17 protein-coding genes are annotated in these 16,278 nt (G+C 66.9%); 12 read left to right on the top strand and 5 right to left on the bottom strand.

Going from position 1 to position 16,278, the window contains the following annotated elements; translation table 11 throughout:
- Window positions 1-9: 9 nt before the first annotated feature.
- From OXG33_14020 to OXG33_14010, 3 genes are all read left to right on the top strand, one after another.
- Entirely contained in the window at window positions 10-828 is an 819-nt protein-coding gene (locus OXG33_14020) for a class I SAM-dependent methyltransferase (protein MCY4115032.1), read from the top strand.
- Window positions 829-868: 40 nt separating this feature from the next.
- On the top strand, window positions 869-1,342 hold the full coding sequence (locus OXG33_14015) for an SRPBCC family protein (protein ID MCY4115031.1): 474 nt from the start codon (window positions 869-871) through the stop codon (window positions 1,340-1,342).
- 100 nt (window positions 1,343-1,442) lie between these two features.
- Entirely contained in the window at window positions 1,443-2,810 is a 1,368-nt protein-coding gene (locus OXG33_14010) for a PD-(D/E)XK nuclease family protein (GenBank protein MCY4115030.1), read from the top strand.
- A 114-nt stretch (window positions 2,811-2,924) separates the two neighbouring features.
- Here the strand turns inward: OXG33_14010 and OXG33_14005 are convergent, their stop codons facing one another.
- Window positions 2,925-3,350 (bottom strand): type II toxin-antitoxin system VapC family toxin, encoded by a 426-nt coding sequence (locus OXG33_14005; protein ID MCY4115029.1) that lies wholly within the window; start codon window positions 3,348-3,350, stop codon window positions 2,925-2,927.
- Complete coding sequence (locus tag OXG33_14000) at window positions 3,347-3,604, bottom strand: antitoxin (protein ID MCY4115028.1); 258 nt, start codon at window positions 3,602-3,604, stop codon at window positions 3,347-3,349. The genes OXG33_14005 and OXG33_14000 overlap by 4 nt, the downstream gene beginning before the upstream one ends.
- A gap of 356 nt (window positions 3,605-3,960) precedes the next feature.
- On the opposite strand from OXG33_14000, the gene OXG33_13995 reads away from it, so the two are divergent.
- The 9 genes from OXG33_13995 to OXG33_13955 all read left to right on the top strand — a co-directional run bounded on the left by OXG33_13995 (window position 3,961) and on the right by OXG33_13955 (window position 12,785).
- Window positions 3,961-4,791: a zinc ABC transporter substrate-binding protein gene (locus OXG33_13995; GenBank protein MCY4115027.1), complete on the top strand. Its 831-nt coding sequence runs from the start codon at window positions 3,961-3,963 to the stop codon at window positions 4,789-4,791.
- Complete coding sequence (locus OXG33_13990) at window positions 4,788-5,603, top strand: metal ABC transporter ATP-binding protein (GenBank protein ID MCY4115026.1); 816 nt, start codon at window positions 4,788-4,790, stop codon at window positions 5,601-5,603. Before OXG33_13995 ends, OXG33_13990 begins: the two co-directional genes overlap by 4 nt.
- A gap of 34 nt (window positions 5,604-5,637) precedes the next feature.
- A complete protein-coding gene (locus tag OXG33_13985) occupies window positions 5,638-6,771 on the top strand; it encodes a metal ABC transporter permease (GenBank protein ID MCY4115025.1) in 1,134 nt (377 codons plus the stop codon).
- On the top strand, window positions 6,768-7,877 hold the full coding sequence (locus OXG33_13980) for a metal ABC transporter permease (GenBank protein MCY4115024.1): 1,110 nt from the start codon (window positions 6,768-6,770) through the stop codon (window positions 7,875-7,877). Before OXG33_13985 ends, OXG33_13980 begins: the two co-directional genes overlap by 4 nt.
- 78 nt (window positions 7,878-7,955) lie before the next feature.
- A complete protein-coding gene (locus OXG33_13975; GenBank protein MCY4115023.1) occupies window positions 7,956-9,524 on the top strand; it encodes an FAD-dependent oxidoreductase in 1,569 nt (522 codons plus the stop codon).
- Window positions 9,517-10,677 carry an exo-alpha-sialidase gene (locus OXG33_13970; GenBank protein ID MCY4115022.1) on the top strand — a complete coding sequence of 387 codons (1,161 nt, stop codon included), beginning with the start codon at window positions 9,517-9,519 and terminating at the stop codon, window positions 10,675-10,677. The genes OXG33_13975 and OXG33_13970 overlap by 8 nt, the downstream gene beginning before the upstream one ends.
- A complete protein-coding gene (locus OXG33_13965; GenBank protein ID MCY4115021.1) occupies window positions 10,674-11,456 on the top strand; it encodes an alpha/beta hydrolase in 783 nt (260 codons plus the stop codon). Before OXG33_13970 ends, OXG33_13965 begins: the two co-directional genes overlap by 4 nt.
- A gap of 141 nt (window positions 11,457-11,597) precedes the next feature.
- Window positions 11,598-12,368 (top strand): SDR family NAD(P)-dependent oxidoreductase, encoded by a 771-nt coding sequence (locus tag OXG33_13960; GenBank protein MCY4115020.1) that lies wholly within the window; start codon window positions 11,598-11,600, stop codon window positions 12,366-12,368.
- A 3-nt stretch (window positions 12,369-12,371) separates the two neighbouring features.
- Entirely contained in the window at window positions 12,372-12,785 is a 414-nt protein-coding gene (locus OXG33_13955) for an ester cyclase (protein ID MCY4115019.1), read from the top strand.
- Between the two features lie 53 nt (window positions 12,786-12,838).
- Here OXG33_13955 and OXG33_13950 read toward each other — a convergent pair whose 3' ends face one another.
- From OXG33_13950 to OXG33_13940, 3 genes are all read right to left on the bottom strand, one after another.
- Window positions 12,839-13,408, bottom strand: a complete 570-nt coding sequence (locus OXG33_13950; protein ID MCY4115018.1) for a GNAT family protein — start codon at window positions 13,406-13,408, stop codon at window positions 12,839-12,841.
- Window positions 13,409-13,441: 33 nt separating this feature from the next.
- The gene (locus OXG33_13945) at window positions 13,442-14,719 is read right to left on the bottom strand and encodes a hypothetical protein (GenBank protein MCY4115017.1); all 1,278 of its coding nucleotides are present in this window, start codon (window positions 14,717-14,719) and stop codon (window positions 13,442-13,444) included.
- Window positions 14,720-14,863: 144 nt separating this feature from the next.
- Window positions 14,864-16,207 (bottom strand): aminotransferase class III-fold pyridoxal phosphate-dependent enzyme, encoded by a 1,344-nt coding sequence (locus OXG33_13940; GenBank protein ID MCY4115016.1) that lies wholly within the window; start codon window positions 16,205-16,207, stop codon window positions 14,864-14,866.
- Between the last annotated feature and the right edge of the window lie 71 nt (window positions 16,208-16,278).

The following is a 16,278-nucleotide window of genomic DNA, read 5'->3' as shown; positions in this document are numbered from 1 at the left end:
TCTCAAGCCATGACTGCCCGGCCGGCGGCCGACGCCGCGTTGCTGCACGAGCAGTACTCGGATACTTCGCGCCTGAGGACGCGCATCGAAGCCCACCGGAGCTTCTCCGAGCGGTCCGATTCATTCGTGGCGTGGGTGATCGATGGCCTGGCGCTGCGACCCGGCGACCTTGTCCTGGACGCGGGTTGCGGCTACGGGGCGTGCTTCGACGAGCTGCGGCGGCGCGGCGCTCGGATCGTGGGCATCGACCGATCAGCGGCGATGGTGGAAAAGGCCTCGCAGTCTGAGGGCGACGGGGCGCCCTTGGGACTTGGCGTCGCTGATCTCCAGTCTCTTCCCATCGCCGACGGCGCGGTGGATCGAGTCCTCGCCAACTACGTGCTCTTCCACGTGCCGGACTTGGAGCTGGCTCTGCAAGAGATCCGGCGCGTGCTGAAGCCCGGCGGCCGTGCCGTGCTCACGACCAACGCCTCGGACAGCCAGGCGGTCCTGATCGAGCTGCACCGCCAGGCTGCGCGGGCGGCGGGCTATGCGCCGCGTCCGCGACGCACGCTGCGGTTCACCGAACTGGACGAGCCTCTCGTCGCGTCTGAATTCGCGCAATGCCGGCTCGACACCTGGGACGACGCCTTCTTGTTTCCAACCGTGCCCGACGCGTTGCGCTACTACGCGACGGGGCCCATCGACGCCATCGCCGACCGCCCCGCCGACGACAGCCACCGCGCCGCGATCACGGCGAAGATTTCCGATCTGATCCGGCGCGAGATCGACCGCCACGGCGTATTGCGCGTGCCCAAGAGCGCGATTCGCTACACGGTGCGGCGCTGACCCGCTGTAGCATGGGACAGCGTCACCCTGGGGATGTTATGTGAAGTACACCTGCAAGCTCGTCATCAACCTGCCGCGCGAGCGGATGGTCGAGCTGTTCGACGATCCCGACAACATGCTCAAGTGGATGGACGGCCTGCAGAGCTTCGAGCACGTCAAAGGCACGCAGGGACAGCCGGGCGCCCAGTCGCGCCTGGTCTTCGCGCGTGACAACGGCGAGACGTTCGACATGATCGAAACACTCACGCGCTATAACCTGCCGGACGAGATCAGCGGCACCTACGAGACCGAGGGCGTGCGGAACGTCATCGAGAATTGGTTCGTCGAAGACGGCCCCAACGCCACCCAGTGGATCGCGCACAACGTGTTCGAGTTCGGCGGCTTCATGCGCATCGCGGCGTGGTTCATGCGGCCGCTGTTCAAGCGGCAGTCGCTCAAGATCATGGAATCGTTCAAGGTCTTCGCGGAGAGCACGGCCCTGGCCTCGGAGGACACGTCGGACGGGGACGAGTAGGAGCCTCCGCAGGCACGACGAATCCCACGCTGTGCGCAGCCTGGGCCACCGGATACCCCTACAATGCCCGGTGAGGCCGTGTTCACCTTTGTTGGCGACGGTGAATTTGCCGACACATGATGGGATGCCGAGCGGCCCTTCGGCGGCGCTGGATGGCGTAGTCCCCGCGATCGAGCAATTGGAGCGCGCGCTTGGCGAGGAGCGCATGAGACTAGCGGCAAGCCTCGACGCTCTAATCGCGGATGAGCGTCTGCAGCGGCTGGAGAGACTCGCCGATCAGCAGCGATCCGAGTTCGATGGGCTCGACTTCATCGGTGAGTCGCGGTTGGGATCAGGGCAGGCGCTCTGGGGGTGGGAAGAATTCCATTCAGACGTGCTGGCCCTGCTGCTGAATCCCAAGGAACGCCATGGGCTCGGCGACTGTTTTCTGCGGGCACTTCTGCACTGCGCCGGAACCTCACAAGACGTCGGCGCCGTTAATCTTTCGGCCGCAGAAGTCGTCCGGGAGTGGGAACACGAAGTCGATGGGCAATTGGGATATCTGGACATTCTGGTGGTCGACCGCGAAGCGCGGCTTCTGTGCGCCATCGAGAACAAGACGTTTTCAAGCGAACATCATGAGCAGCTCACTCGTTATCGAATCGCACTGGATGCCGCCTATCCATCGTTTGCCAAATGCCGCGTGTTCTTGACGCCGCAAGGGACTGAGCCGCTCCGCCAGGAAGAGCTATCACTCTGGACGGCCCTTCCCTATTCGGCAGTATTGGATGTCGTCCAACAGATTGCGGCCGACGGCGAGAACTCGATGAATCCCGATGTCCGCGCATTCTTGCGTCTATACGCAACCACGCTGAGGAGGAACCTCGTGCCCGACACCAGCGTTTCGCAACTCGCCCGTCGAATCTACCTGGAGCACCGGGAGGCCGTAGAGCTCCTGCTCGCGAATCGCCCAGACTGGGCGGCTGAGATCAAGCCAGCATTCAAGATAGCAATCGAGCGGCATTTGGAATGGAGACTAGATCACGAGATCAAGAATGCTATTCGGTTTCGAGCGAACGTCTGGGATCGGTATGGAGTGACGCGGACAGGCAGCGGCTGGGAGAGCGATTCCGATGCCTTGATCCTCTTCGAATTCCTAATCCAGGATGGGCGACCACGCTTCCAGGTCTGGATGTCTCCTGCCAACGAGAAAAACGAGAAACTTAGGGAGTGTCTCTTTGAAGCGATTAAACAGCGCCCCACGCTTTTCAGTCCAAGGGAGAGCGCGGTTCGCGCGTCCTGGATGATCCTGCACAGCGACGAGGATCATATGTTGGAGGAAGATGACTTGGGGCTAGGCTGGGATGCTGGCACGACGCGCGCAAAGCTCGAGTCGTGGCTGTCGGACTTCACAGCAACGAGGCTCCCCAGAATGAATCAGGTCATCGTGGACTGTCTCAACAAACACCAGGCTGAGAAGCAGAGCTAGGCAGTCAGCGCGTCCACCGTGACGCGTGGCATGTCGCGACGGTACACGTGGGCGCGGCGATCCCCTGGATTCCGGCCTCCGCCGGAATGACGAAGAGGCCGAGCGAGCTACTCGTCAGAGCGGATTGCGCCAGCGGAGGCCTGGAAAGCGGCTGAAGTCCGTGTCGGTGGAGTGGAGCTCCGCCTGGTATTCCATGGCCAGGGCCGCCAGGTGGGCGTCGGTGACGAGGTTGGCGCCGACGCCGGCGGCGGCGAGGCAGCGTCGGAAGAGGGCCAGGTGATCCCGGCCAGGGTTTAGGGGAATGACGTTGGCCAAGCGGAACCACTCGTCCACGTAGCCCGCCGCCGTCGACGGCGTAGCGGGGTCCGCCAGCACCCTCGGATGGGTCATCAGCCGCACGAAGCCGGTGGACACCGCCCACGGCACCCCGACACGCTCCGATCCGTTGACCGATGCTTCCCACCAGCGTCGCGCCGCGTCGTGGAAGGGCGCGCCGTAGTTGTAGGCGTAGAGCAGCAGGTTCAGGTCCGGGACGATCACTCGGCGTCCCGGCCGATGAACTCCTGCGTCTCCAGCTCATCGTTGAGCTGATTGAGCTTGAGCGGATCCACGCCGGCACGGAACCCGCCGTGGTGCGGCGTGACCCGATAGGCCGGGCGTTCCTCGGGGGCGGCGGGCGACATCCCTCGGCGCAAGGTGTCGTTCACGATCTGTTTGAACGGCCGGTTCCGGAGCCGGGCCTGCTCGCGCAGGAAGTCGGCGACGTCAGCGTCGAGCGTGAGCGTGGTTCGCATGGAGACATCATGATGCGTTGTTCAAATGATGTCAAGATGCCGACTGCCCCGCCACGAGCGCCGAGCCCTCCCATTCGAGTCCCCGACCGTCCCGCGGCGGTGGACCCAGGACGAGTCCGACGCAAATGTTGAATAATGCAACTTTAGTATTGCAATCATTGACTTAACGGATCGATTCATGAAACCATTGGGAGCCGATGTTGCCTGCGAGGATGTGACCGCTGCGTTCGGGAGCCGTCCAAACGGCGCTGGTTTGCGGACTGATTGGGAGCCTCGCCGCCGCCCTGTTCCTCATTGCCGCCTGCAACGGCAGCGCTCCGGCGACCGATGGCGCGGATGACCCTCGACTGCGCATCGTGGCCACGATCGGGCAGATTGCCGACGCCGTGCGCCGGGTCGGCGGCGACGCCGTGGAGGTCCACGCCCTCATGGGGCCCGGCGTCGATCCGCACCTCTATCGGGCGAGCGAGAGCGACATCACGCGGCTCGAATCGGCCGACGCCGTGTTCTGGAACGGCCTGCACCTCGAGGCGGGCATGACCGGCGTGCTGGAGCGCATGGAGGACTTGGGCGTGCGCTCGGTGCGCGTGACCGACGGCATCGACCGCGGTCAGCTGCTGGCGCCGCCCGAGTTCGAAGGCGCGTACGACCCGCACGTGTGGTTCGATCTGGGCTTGTGGACAATCGTCGTCGCGAGCGTCCGTGACGCCTTGCTCGACATGGACCCTGATCGAGCGGCGACCTACCGCGCCAACGCCGAGGCCTACATCGCCGAAATCGAAGTCCTGGACGCCTATGTCACGGCGCAGGCCGACACGCTGGATGCGGGCATTCGCGCCCTGGTCACCGCCCACGACGCGTTCAACTATTTCGCCCGGCGCTACGGATTCGAGGTGCGGGGCCTTCAGGGCATCAGCACCGAGAGCGAGGCGAGCACCGCCGACGTGCAAGCCCTGGCGCGATTCATCAGCGACCGCGGAATTCGCGCCGTCTTCATCGAGTCCTCGGTGCCAGACCAGGGCGTGCAGGCCGTCATCGAAGCCGCGGGCGCGCGCGGGCACACGGTGGTCGTCGGGGGCGAGATTTTCTCCGACGCCATGGGCGCCGCGGGCACGCCGGAAGGCACCTACCTGGGGATGATCCGCCACAACATCGACACGATCGTCGGCGGGCTGACGGGCGAATGAGCGCAACAAGCACGCGCACGTCGCTCGACGCTCCGACGGAGGCTGACGCCCCGCTGGCGGTCGAGGCCACCGACGTCACGCTGGCCTATCACCAACGCCCCGCGCTATGGGACGTGGACCTGGAGGTGCCGCGCGGCGTCTTGATGGCCATCGTGGGTCCCAACGGCGCCGGCAAGACCACCCTGCTGCGGACCATCCTCGGTCTGCTCCGGCCCGCTGCCGGGCGGGTGCGCATCCTGGGGCGTCCCTACCGCGCGCAGCGCCACCTGGTGGCCTACGTGCCGCAGCGCAGCAGCGTGGACTGGGACTTTCCCACCACGGTGCGCGACGTCGTCGCCATGGGCACCTACGGGCAGCTGGGCTGGATTCGTCGCCCCGGAGCGAGCGAACGCCGGCGATCGCTGGCCGCGTTACGTCAGGTTGGCATGGAGACCTACGCCGACCGTCAGATCAGCCAGCTCTCCGGCGGACAGCAGCAGCGCGTGTTCCTGGCCCGTGCGCTGGTGCAGGACGCCGAGGTCTACCTGATGGACGAGCCCTTCCAGGGCGTGGACGCCACCACCGAGCGGGCGATCGTGAGCCTGCTGCGAACCCTGCGCGCCCAGGGCAAGACCGTGGTCGCGGTGCACCACGACCTGCAGACGGTGGCGGAATATTTCGACTGGGTCACGCTGCTCAACGTGCGCCGCATCGCGGCCGGACCGGTCGCGGACTCGTTCACCGAAGAAAACCTGCGGGAGACCTACGGCGGGCGCGTCTCGGGCATCGCTGGCGGACACGCCAACGGAACGAGCCCGAAATCGACCCCGTGAACGCTTCCAGCCGGCGGAACTGACGGGCGTCCCCATGGACGTTCTCAGCGACCTGCTCTTCGACTACACGCTGCGCACGGTGGCGCTGGGTTCGGCGGCGCTGGGCGTCGTGAGCGGCGCCGTGGGCGCATTCGCCGTCTTGCGGCGGCAGGCGCTGCTGGGCGACGCCATGTCCCATGCCGCGCTGCCCGGCGTTGCGCTGGCGTTTCTCATCACCGGCAGCCGGACGCCGCTGGTGCTCATGCTCGGAGCGGCGCTGGCCGGGTGGGTGGCGGCGCTGGCCGTGATCGGAATCGTCCGCGCGTCGCGGGTCAAGGCCGACGCCGCCATGGCCCTGATCCTCAGCGTGTTCTTTGGCGCCGGGCTGGTGGTCCTCACGTTCATTCAGCGACAGCCCGCGGCCGGCAAGGCCGGACTGGATCGATATCTCTTCGGCCAGGCGGCCGCGCTGCTCGAAATCGACGTGATCACCATGGCGGCCGTCGGCGCCGTCGCGGTGCTGATCCTGCTGACGCTCTGGAAGGAGTTCAAGCTGCTGAGCTTCAATCCCGACTTCGCCGCATCGCTGGGCTATCCCGTACGGCGGCTGGACGTGCTGCTCACGAGTCTGCTCGTCATCGCCATCGTGGTGGGACTCAAGACGGTCGGCGTGGTCTTGATGAGCGCCATGGTGGTCGCCCCCGGGGCCGCCGCGCGCCAGTGGACCGACCGGCTCGGCGTGATGGTGATTCTTTCGGCCGCCCTTGGCGCGGCCGCCGGCGTGGCCGGCTCGGTCATCAGCACGACGGCCCACACCGCCACGGGGCCGACGATCGTCCTGGTCGCGACGGGGTTCGTGGCCGTTTCGCTGCTCTTCGCGCCGCGCCGCGGCGTCGCGTGGGCGCGTTTCCACGCTTGGCGCCGTCGTCGATTGCTGGCCCTCGAGGCCGTGCTTGGCGATTTGGCGGCGCTCTCGGCGCAGCACGCGCGTGATCCAGCGCACGCGCACCACGTGGCTGCGCTGTACGCGATTCGCGGTCGCGCGGTCGTCGACCGGGCGTTGGCGGAGCTTGCGGTGCAGGGCCTCGCCCGTCGCACCGCCGGCGACACCTGGACGCTGACCGACCGTGGGCGTGAAAGAGCCTCCCGGGCGGAGCGTCAGCGCGCGACTCAGGCCGGCGCCCCGTGACGCCCGCGCAGCTCGAGGTTCAGATCGTTGCGGTCGTCGTGGCCGCCGCGTGCGCGATTCCCGGCGCTTTCCTGATGTTGCGACGGATGTCCATGATGAGCGACGCCATCAGCCACACCGTCTTGTTGGGCATCGTGCTGGCGTTCTTCATCGTGGCCGACCTGCGGTCCCCGCTGCTGATCGCCGGCGCGGCCATCGTGGGGCTGGCGACGGTCGCGCTGGTGGAGGTGGTCAACCGCACCGGGCTGGTGCGCGAGGACACCGCCATCGGGCTGGTGTTTCCCGCCTTGTTCTCCATCGCCGTGATTCTCATCTCGGCCCTTGCGGGGGACGTGCACCTGGACAGTGACGCGGTACTTCTTGGCGAGCTGGCGTTCGCCCCGTTCAACCGCTTCACGCCGTTCGGCCAGGACCTGGGGCCGGTGGCGCTCTGGGTGATGGGCGGCATCTTGCTCATCAACGTGGCTGTCTTCGGAGCGTTCTACAAAGAGTTCAAGGTGGCCACCTTCGACGCCGGACTGGCAACGGCGCTCGGATTTTCGCCCGCGTTGATTCACTACGGCTTGATGGGCATGGTGTCGGTCACGGCCGTTGGCGCCTTCGACGCCGTTGGCAGCATCCTGGTGGTGGCGCTGATGATCGGTCCGCCCGCGGCGGCGTACCTGCTCACCGATCGGCTGCCGCGCCTGCTCGGGCTCAGCGTGGCCATTGGGGCCGTCTGCGCGATCGGCGGGTACTGGCTAGCGCGCGCCCTGGACGCCAACATCGCCGGCGCCATGGCCACGGTCGTTGGCGTGGCGTTCGTCATCGCCTTGCTGCTGGCGCCCGAGCGTGGCCTGCTGCTGACGGCGCGGCGTCGCGGTCGCCAGCGCTGGGAGTTCGCCCGCCAGTTGCTCCTGATCCACCTGGCGACGCACGAGGGGACGCCCGCCGCCGAGGACGAGAGCCGCATCGACCACATGCAGCGGCACATGCGATGGCAGCCCAACTTCGCCGAACGCGTGGTGCAGTCGGCGGCCGACCGCGGACTGGTCACGCGCGACGTCGACCGCCTGCGGCTGACCGAGTCGGGGCGTCAGGCCGCGCGTCTCGCGTCCCTCACCTAGCGCGTACCCTGCCCTGAGCCGACCCGCAGCACACGGCCGCGCCGCAATCGAGAAATGACCGCACGCTTCGATCGCGAAATGACCGATGCCGGCCCGGCACCGTTCACGCCGCAGCAGGCCGACATCGTCGTGCTGGGGGCGACGCCGGGCGGAATCGCGGCCGCCGTGGCCGCCGCACGCCTGGGGCATTCGGTCTTGCTCGTCGAATACCACCGGCACATCGGCGGCATGGCGGCCAGTGGGCTGGGCAAGAGCGACATCGAGCATCGAGAGCTCATCGGCGGCTTGTTTCACGAGTTCACGGAGCGCGTGCTAGCCGCCTATGTGGCGCGCTACGGCGCGGATTCGGATAACGTGCGCCTCTGCGACGACGGCTATTACTACGAGCCGTCGGTGGCCGAAGCGGTGTTCGAGGGCATGGTCGGCGAGCAGGCCGGCATAGGCGTCCACCGCGGTGCGCGGCTGGCTGATGTGACTTGCTCCAATGCGTCCGTGACGGCGATCAGGATCATCGATCGGCGCAGCGGGCGCGCCACGATGATCCACGGCTGTCAGTTCGTCGACGCCACCTACGAGGGCGATCTCTATGCGCCCGCGGGCGCCGCATTCCGTCTCGGCCGGGAGGCGCGCGACGACTTCGATGAGCCGCACGCCGGCGTCGTCTACTACGACTACCAGGACGGCCGATTCCTTCCCGGCACCACCGGAGCCGCGGACGACCGGCTGCCGGCCTACACCTACCGGCTGTGCCTGACCTCGGACCCGGACAACGCCTACCGGCTCACCGGGCCGCCGCCGGGTTACGACCGCGGCGAGTATGTTGGATATTTCGACGATCTTGTCGCCGGACGGCTCAGCGGACCCAAGACGCTCAAGCCCGGACGCGGCTACAACCCAGCCCACTTCGACACGCTGGTACGGGCGCTGTCCGTGACCGAGATCCCCAACCGGAAGACCGACGTCAACATCAACCCGCGGCCGCTGGGGTTCCCATTCCCGGAGGAAAATCGGGGCTATATCGAGGGCGACGACGCAACCCGGCAGCGAATCCGCCAGAGGCACCGTGACCTGACCTTGGGGCTCCTATGGTTCCTGCAGAACGACGAGCACATTCCAGCCGAGGACCGGCGCATCGCCAACGGCTATCACCTGCCGCGCGACGAGTTCACCGACAACGGTCGATTTCCCTTCCAACTCTACGTGCGCGAGGGCCGGCGGCTCGTCGGCGAGTACACGCTGACCGAGCACGACTTGACCACCGGCTCGCGCCGGCACGAGGACGCGATCGCGGTGGGCGAGTTCCCCATCGACAGCTTCCCTTGCCGCAAGCGCCAGCCCACGGACACGCAGGTGCTCGAAGGCTATCTGGGCATGCTGGACGAACTCACGCACCCGTACGAGATTCCGTATCGCATCATGATTCCGGTGAACGTCGAGAACCTCATCGTCCCGGTTGCGGCGTCGACCACGCACGTGGCCTACTCATCGATCCGCATGGAGCCCACCTGGATGGCGCTGGGGCAGGCGGCGGGAACCGCCGCGTACCTGGCGCTGCGCCACGGCGTCACGCCGCGCCATGTGCCGGTGGACGAGCTTCAGCGCCTGCTCGCCGCTCAGAGGCAAATCGTGTCGATTCCAGATGGCTGAGCACGTGGTGCGCCCGAATCCAGCGCTCATGCTGGCGGGTCCGTGGGTGCCGGACGACTCACACCGAATCGACTTTGCGTCGCTGCCGCGCGTGCCGTCGCAGCACGTCATGGTGAGCGATGTGCGCGCCGAGGCGCACCACGGCAGCGATCTCGACCGCGACCGGGGCGGCGTCAACCAGCACAACTACCTGGCCAATCACGGGGGCAAGTTCTGGCTCATGTGGAGCGACGGTCCAGGCATCGAGGACCGCGTGGGCCAGCGGGTGAAGTTCGCCACCAGCCCCGATGGACGTCGATGGTCGAGTCCCCGGTACCTCACGCCCGCGCCGCCCGGGTCCGGTCCATCTTCGCCGCTGTATGGCCAGCGCACCGATCGCGGCCTGCGATTTATCTCGCGCGGTTTCTGGCAACGGGACGGCGAGCTGTTGGCGCTGGCGTCGCTGGACGAGGCGGCCGGATTCTTCGGTCCGAGCCTTGCGCTGCACGCGTTTCGACTCAATCCGACCGGCGATTCGTGGGAGCCCGCCGGCGTCGTCTGCCGTGACGCCATCAACAACTTCCCGCCGGAGCGCCTGCCTGACGGCCAATGGAGCATGTCCCGGCGCCGCCACAACTATCGCGAGGTCGGCGTTGAATTTCTGGTCGGCGGCGTGGACGCGATCGACCGGTGGGCATCGGTTCCCGTCCTGGGGTCGAACACCGAGCTTTCGGCGGAGGAGCCGCACTGGTGGACGCTGCCCGACGGGCGGTTGGCGGCGCTGTTTCGCGACGGTCGCCGCAGCGGATACCTCTACCGCGCGATTTCCGTGGACGGCGGGAGTACCTGGGGCCGCCCGGTTCGAACGAATTTCCCGGACGCCACGTCCAAGTTCAGCGGGCTGCGGCTGGCCGACGGTCGCTACGTGCTCGTCTCGAACCCCAACCCGAGAATGCGCGATCCGCTGGCTATCTCAGTCAGCGACGACGGCCTGGTCTTTCACACGATGGCGTACCTGGCGGGCGGACGCTGGGTGGACTACCCACACGTGATCGAGCATGGCGACCACCTCTTTATTTCCTTCGCCGGCGGCAAGCAGACGGTGGAGCTGCTGCGGGTACGCCTTGCCGATCTCGACGGCGTGCGCAATCCGCCGCTGGAGTCGGTTCGGTGAGGCCGGATTCGGCATCGCCCGGTTCTGGCGCGGGCCTGGGACCGGCATTTGCCCAACACGCGATCGAGGCGCCGGGCGCAACACTCTCCTACCACGAACGCGGTGGACGCGGTCCGCCGCTGGTGCTGATTCCCGGCAGCTTCAACGCAGCCAGGGGGCTCAAAGACATAGTCGACCACCTGGACGCGGCGCTGCTCATGGTCCTCGTCGATCTCCGCGGACACGGCGGCAGCTGGCCGCCGCCGGCAAACGGATCCATTGAGCTGTTCGCGCAGGACGTGCTGCAAGTCGTGGACCAACTGAAGCTGCCGCGGTGCTTCGTCGGCGGCCACAGCATCGGCGGCATGATCGCGATTGAGATCGCGCGGGTCCGCCCCGATGCCTTGCGCGGTGTGATTTCGATCGAAGGCTGGACCAACCATCACGCGCAGCGCGACGCGTTCCGAGACGACACCATGAGCACGCTGTCCGCCGAGCAGCTGGAGCAACGCGAGCAGCTGCGCCACGAGGTCCTGCACCGCTGGACCGACCGGCAACGGCGCGACTTCGGCGCCATCTGGAGAACCTGGGACGGCACCGACGTCCTTCAGCGAACCGACCTGCCGATCCTCGAGCTCTACGGTGACCGAGGACGCGAGCCGGCGACGCATGAACAGCTGCACCTGCCCCGGCGGGACAATATCGAGCTGCGCTGGCTGGCGGGAGCGTCGCACTCGCTGCCGCTGGAGTGCCCGCGCGAGGTCGCACGGCTGATCGCCGACTTCATGCAGCGAAACTGATTCGGCGACGAGTGACCGAGGTTTCGCCCAGGTGCGTCGCTTAGCGATAGGCTGCGGCTCGAGCGAGATCCTTGGCGCTTCAAATCACCGGACGCGCGCCACGGGGCGACTGGCGCAGCCAATCTGCGAAGGGGCAACTCCATGACGGGCAAGGTGGCATTCGTGAGCGGCGGCGCGGGCGGTCTAGGAGCGGCGATCTGCCGGCGTTTCGTGCGCGACGGCGCGGCGGTCGCAATCGCCGACATCGACCTCGGCCGGAGCGAGGCGCTCGCGAACGAGATTTCCGAGAGCGGAGGCCAGTCCCTGCCGGTCGTTCTCGACTCAGCCTCCAGCGCCTCGGTGCAGCAGGCTGTCGATGCGGTCGTCGAACACTTTGGCCGCTGCGATTTCCTGGTCCACGGCGCCGGCAACACTGCCATCGCCCCGTTGCTCGAATTGCCGGAGGAGGACTGGCGCTCGGTCCTCGACACGCATCTCACGGGCGGCTTTCTGCTCTGTCAGTCCATCGGACGCCAGCTGGTTCGGCAGGGCGAGGGTGGGCGCGTGGTGCTGATCTCGTCGGTTGGCGCCATGGTGCCGGTGCCGGATCGCGGCGCGTACAGTCCCGCCAAGGCCGGGTTGATTGCGCTCGCCCAGATGCTGTCCATCGAGTGGGCGCCCTACGACATCAATGTAAACGCGATCTGTCCCGGCGTGACGCGAACGCCGATGGTGCAGGAGATCTACAGGCGCAGACCGGAGCTGCGGGATCAGCGCATTCGACGCTTCCCCAAGAAGCGTGAGGCGGTGCCGGAGGAGATTGCGGACCTTGCGGTGTTCCTGTGCGGCGACGGGTCGACCTACATCAGCGGCACCGCCATCACCATCGACGGCGGCTTCATCAACGCCGGCTTCATGCCCGAGGACGACTAGCCGGTGACCGGCCGCAATGCGGCGGTCGTGCAACGTCTGGCCGATGAGGCCTTCAACGGTCGGAACTGGGACGTGTTCGACGAGCTGCACGATTCTTCGGGCCTCGTGCACCGCGCGGGCGAGAGCGTGACGCCCGCGGCGATCAAGAACGTGCATCGCGACCGCTTGCAGGCCTTTCCGGACCTGCGCTGGACCATCGAGCGACAGTTCGAGGACGGCGAGTTCGTCATCACGCATGCCACGTGGCGCGGGACGCACCTGGGGACCCATCTGGGCATCCAGGCCACGGGCGGGACGGTGAGCGGTGAGGTGATGGCCATCCGGCGCATCGTGGATGGGCGCATCGTGGAGACGTGGGCGGTGGCAGACACCCTGCGCGTGGTGGAGCAAATCGGCGGCGGAATCTCGCAGCGGTAGCGACGGCCTCGGCAGGCGAGCCCCATCGCCATTGCGCCGGCAGGGGAAGGCTGCTACTCCTTGCTCACGGTCTCCCACTCGCGGCGCAGGATGCTGCACATGACCTGATCCGTGGCCGCGCCGTGCATGACCACGTATTGGCGCAGCACGCCCTCGGGAGTCATCCCGGCCTTTGCCATGACGCGCAGCGAGGCCGGATTCTCGGGGTTGGCGTCGGCCTGAACGCGGTTGACGTTCGGAAACGTGGTGAAGGCGGCGTCAATGGCGGCGCGCACGGCCTCAGTCATATAGCCCATTCCCCAGTGCGCCCGCGCGAGGCCGTAGTAGAGATCAATGCGCCCGTGACCGGCGTATAGCGTCATCCCGACGTTCCCGATGGCGTCGCCCTCGAGATCCACGGCCCACATCGCCGCGCGCGTCCAGTCGCAGAGCATGCGGGACGCGACGCCGCGCTCGGCGTCCGATCGACGGTAAGGATGCGGAACGCCGAGAAACTCGCCATAGGCTGCGTCCGACTCATACCCCAGAACGGCGTTCACGTCCGACGGCTTGAACGGACGGAGCGTGAGACGCGGCGTGCGAATGGTGCGCGGAAACTCAGGCCCGCCCGACACCTCGGTCATTTCCCGAGTATGCCGTTGGCTACGCGCCGAAGCCTAGGGGTTCGGCACCTCGAAGATGAAGCCCTCGATGTCGATTTGCAGGTCAAGCAAGCCCGGGTCGACATCGAACACCACGGCCACCGTGGCTGTCTTTCCGTTCGGCACGCTTTCGACCAGGAACAGCGGACGGCCTTCCGTAGCCGTCGTGGCCATGCCTATGAGCGCATTGATGCCTGGCGAATTCACGGGGATTTCGTTGCCGTCCGGCTCGATCATCACGATGTTGGCCTTGGAGACCACGATGTTCCCGCTGTCGTTGGTGTTGTTGAATGTGATGGTCACGATCTGGAACAAGCCGTTCTTCGGCCGGAACGGTGAGCCGTGAACCTGCGTCAACTCCTCGAATCGCTGCACCGACACCAGCGTCACCTCGAGCCCGTCATCCCCAAGCAGCGCGTCGCCTACCGTGGGCAGGCCGGTGCGAGATTCCGCGACCTGCTCCTCGGCTTCAATGCGCGCCCGCCCCCGGTTCACGGCGGTGTCCAGCGAGCTTCCGGCACGAGTGTCGCGAACATTGGCTTCCGGCGTGGCCTCGGCCTCAGCCGTGGCCGTGGCCTCGGTCTCCGCTTCCGCCTCCGCCACTGCCGCCGCGCCGGCATCGAGGTTGACCGCGGGCATCGCAAATAGAAGGCCCTCGACGTCGAGCTTGGTAATCGTGTCGCTTTCCCTGACGTCGAACGACACCGACACCACGATTGACTTGTCTACCGGCACCGATTCCGCCAGAAACAGCGGCCGGCTATCGAAAGCAAGCGGCGGTGCGGAGATGAGCCTGTCGAGCGAGTTTGAGTCGATGACGACTCGGGAGCCGTCGTCCTTCACCAGCCAGATGTTGGTGTTCTGCACAGTGGTTGGGTCGGAGCTGTTGTTCTCGAATTCAATGGTGACGATCCGGAAGTAGTCCCTGCGCGGATCGACCGGGCCGCCCACGAGTTGGGGCAGCTCTGACAGATCTTCAACCGCAAGCAGGGTGACCGATAGATCGTCCGTCGATACCAGGGTGTCGCCAACGCCCGGCAGGTCGCTTTCCGCGGCCGCGTCCGTCGCCGCCGACGATTCCGTGGTCGTCGACGCATCCGTCGGCGCCCGCGTACGAACCTGAACCGCCTCGCGTTGAGGGCGCGCCGCCTCGGCGCTGGCCCGCATCCTCTCTTCGTTCGGGTCGAGCGCGACCCGGAGAATCAGAAGCGCAAGCGCAACGAATACAAGGGACGCGATGAGGGCCTGAATCGGGCCGGGAAGACGACGAACATTGGTTGCAATGGCAGCCACGGCAGGCGGCTCCTATTCCTGCAGACGACGTTTGGCGAAACCGGCGGCAGTAGACCGCAAACCGGCTCGACTCACCACACATCGTGACGGCCATCGTTACGTCGGTCAAGTGATGAACGCTACCGCTGGATCGCCCTCCGGCGCCTACGCGGTGAGTGCTGCTGCGGGCGCGGCCTCGGCAATTGCGGGACGCAGCTGCCGCAGCACGTCCGTCAGCGCTTCGGTCAGCGCCTGAATCTCGTCGGCGATCGTTGCCGTGGACACGGTCATCATGGATGCCGCCTTGAATCCGCGGTTCAACAGCTCGAGGACGATCAGCTCCATGATCTCCCCCGCGGATGCGCCGGCCAGTGGAATGTCGACGCCGATCACCGATGCGATCTGCGTCACTTCCAGCGCGACGCCGGCCCGTTGCGCGGCTTCGACCAAACCCCTGCCAAGTGCCTCGCCGCGCTCCGCCAGAAGCTCAAATGCCGGCGCGTCGAGCATCCGCATGGCCGCCAGTCCCGCGGCCATGGTGGCCGGGTTGCCGTTGAAGGTGCCGGCATGCGGCAGGACCGGCGGCTGCCGGTCGGCAAAGATGTCCATCACCTCCGCCCGACCGCCGAAGCCGCCGACGGGCAGCCCGCCGCCGATGATCTTGCCCATCGCCGTCAGGTCCGGCAGCACGCCGAACAACTCCTGGCCGCCGCCGCGCGCCAGACGCAGCGTGATGACTTCGTCGAACACCAGCAGCGTGCCGTGCGCATCCGCGGCGTCGCGCAGGGCCTTCAGATACCCCGGCGACGGCGCCCGCAGGCCACCCTGGGTTTGGGCCGGGTTGACCACGATGGCGGCCACCTGCCCGGGATGGGATTCGAGCAGCCACTCCACGATCTCCGCGTCGTCGAAAGGGGCAATCAGCACGTTGTCCACGGCATTGCTGGGCACGCCCCGCGACACCGGCGCTCCCGGACCGCCCCAACCGTCCGACCCTTGATGGAGCTCCACGCCCTCGTAGGTGCCGTGATAGGCCAGGTCCATCTTGATAATCAGATCACGGTCGGTGAACGCCCGCGCGGCCTTGATCGCCTGCATGTTGGCCTCGGTGCCCGAGGCGCAGAAACGCACCTGATCGAGCGACGGCACCTGCGCACAGAGGATCTCGGCCAACTCGACCTGGCCCGCGTTGGGCGCGTTCCACGCGGTGCCCTCGGCCACGCGGCGTTGCACAGCCGCCACAATCTCGGGGTGCGCATGACCATGGATGACCGACGTGGAGTTGAAGGTGAAGTCCACCAACTGATTGCCGTCAACGTCAGTCAGGGTTGAGCCCAGACCCGAGGCGATGTAGGTCGGGTAGGGCGCAAACCAGGTCGCCGTGCGGGACTCGCCGCCGGGCAGCGACTGCAGCGCTCGCTCGTGCAACGCCCGCGATTCAGGCGTGCGCGCGCGATAGCGGGCTTCTATGCTGCGGCGGGCATCCACCAGGGCTTCGACCGGAGGCATCGCATGCTCCCTGCGCCCCGTCGGGCGGCATGGAATTCGGCGTCGGGTGATCCGACCGTGAACCAGCCCGG

It is taken from the genome of Chloroflexota bacterium, from assembly GCA_026708035.1.
Classification (GTDB): Bacteria; Chloroflexota; UBA11872; order UBA11872; family UBA11872; genus JAJECS01.
The sequence above is the reverse complement of the archived record's forward strand: the minus strand, read 5'-3'. Positions and strand labels throughout refer to the sequence as shown.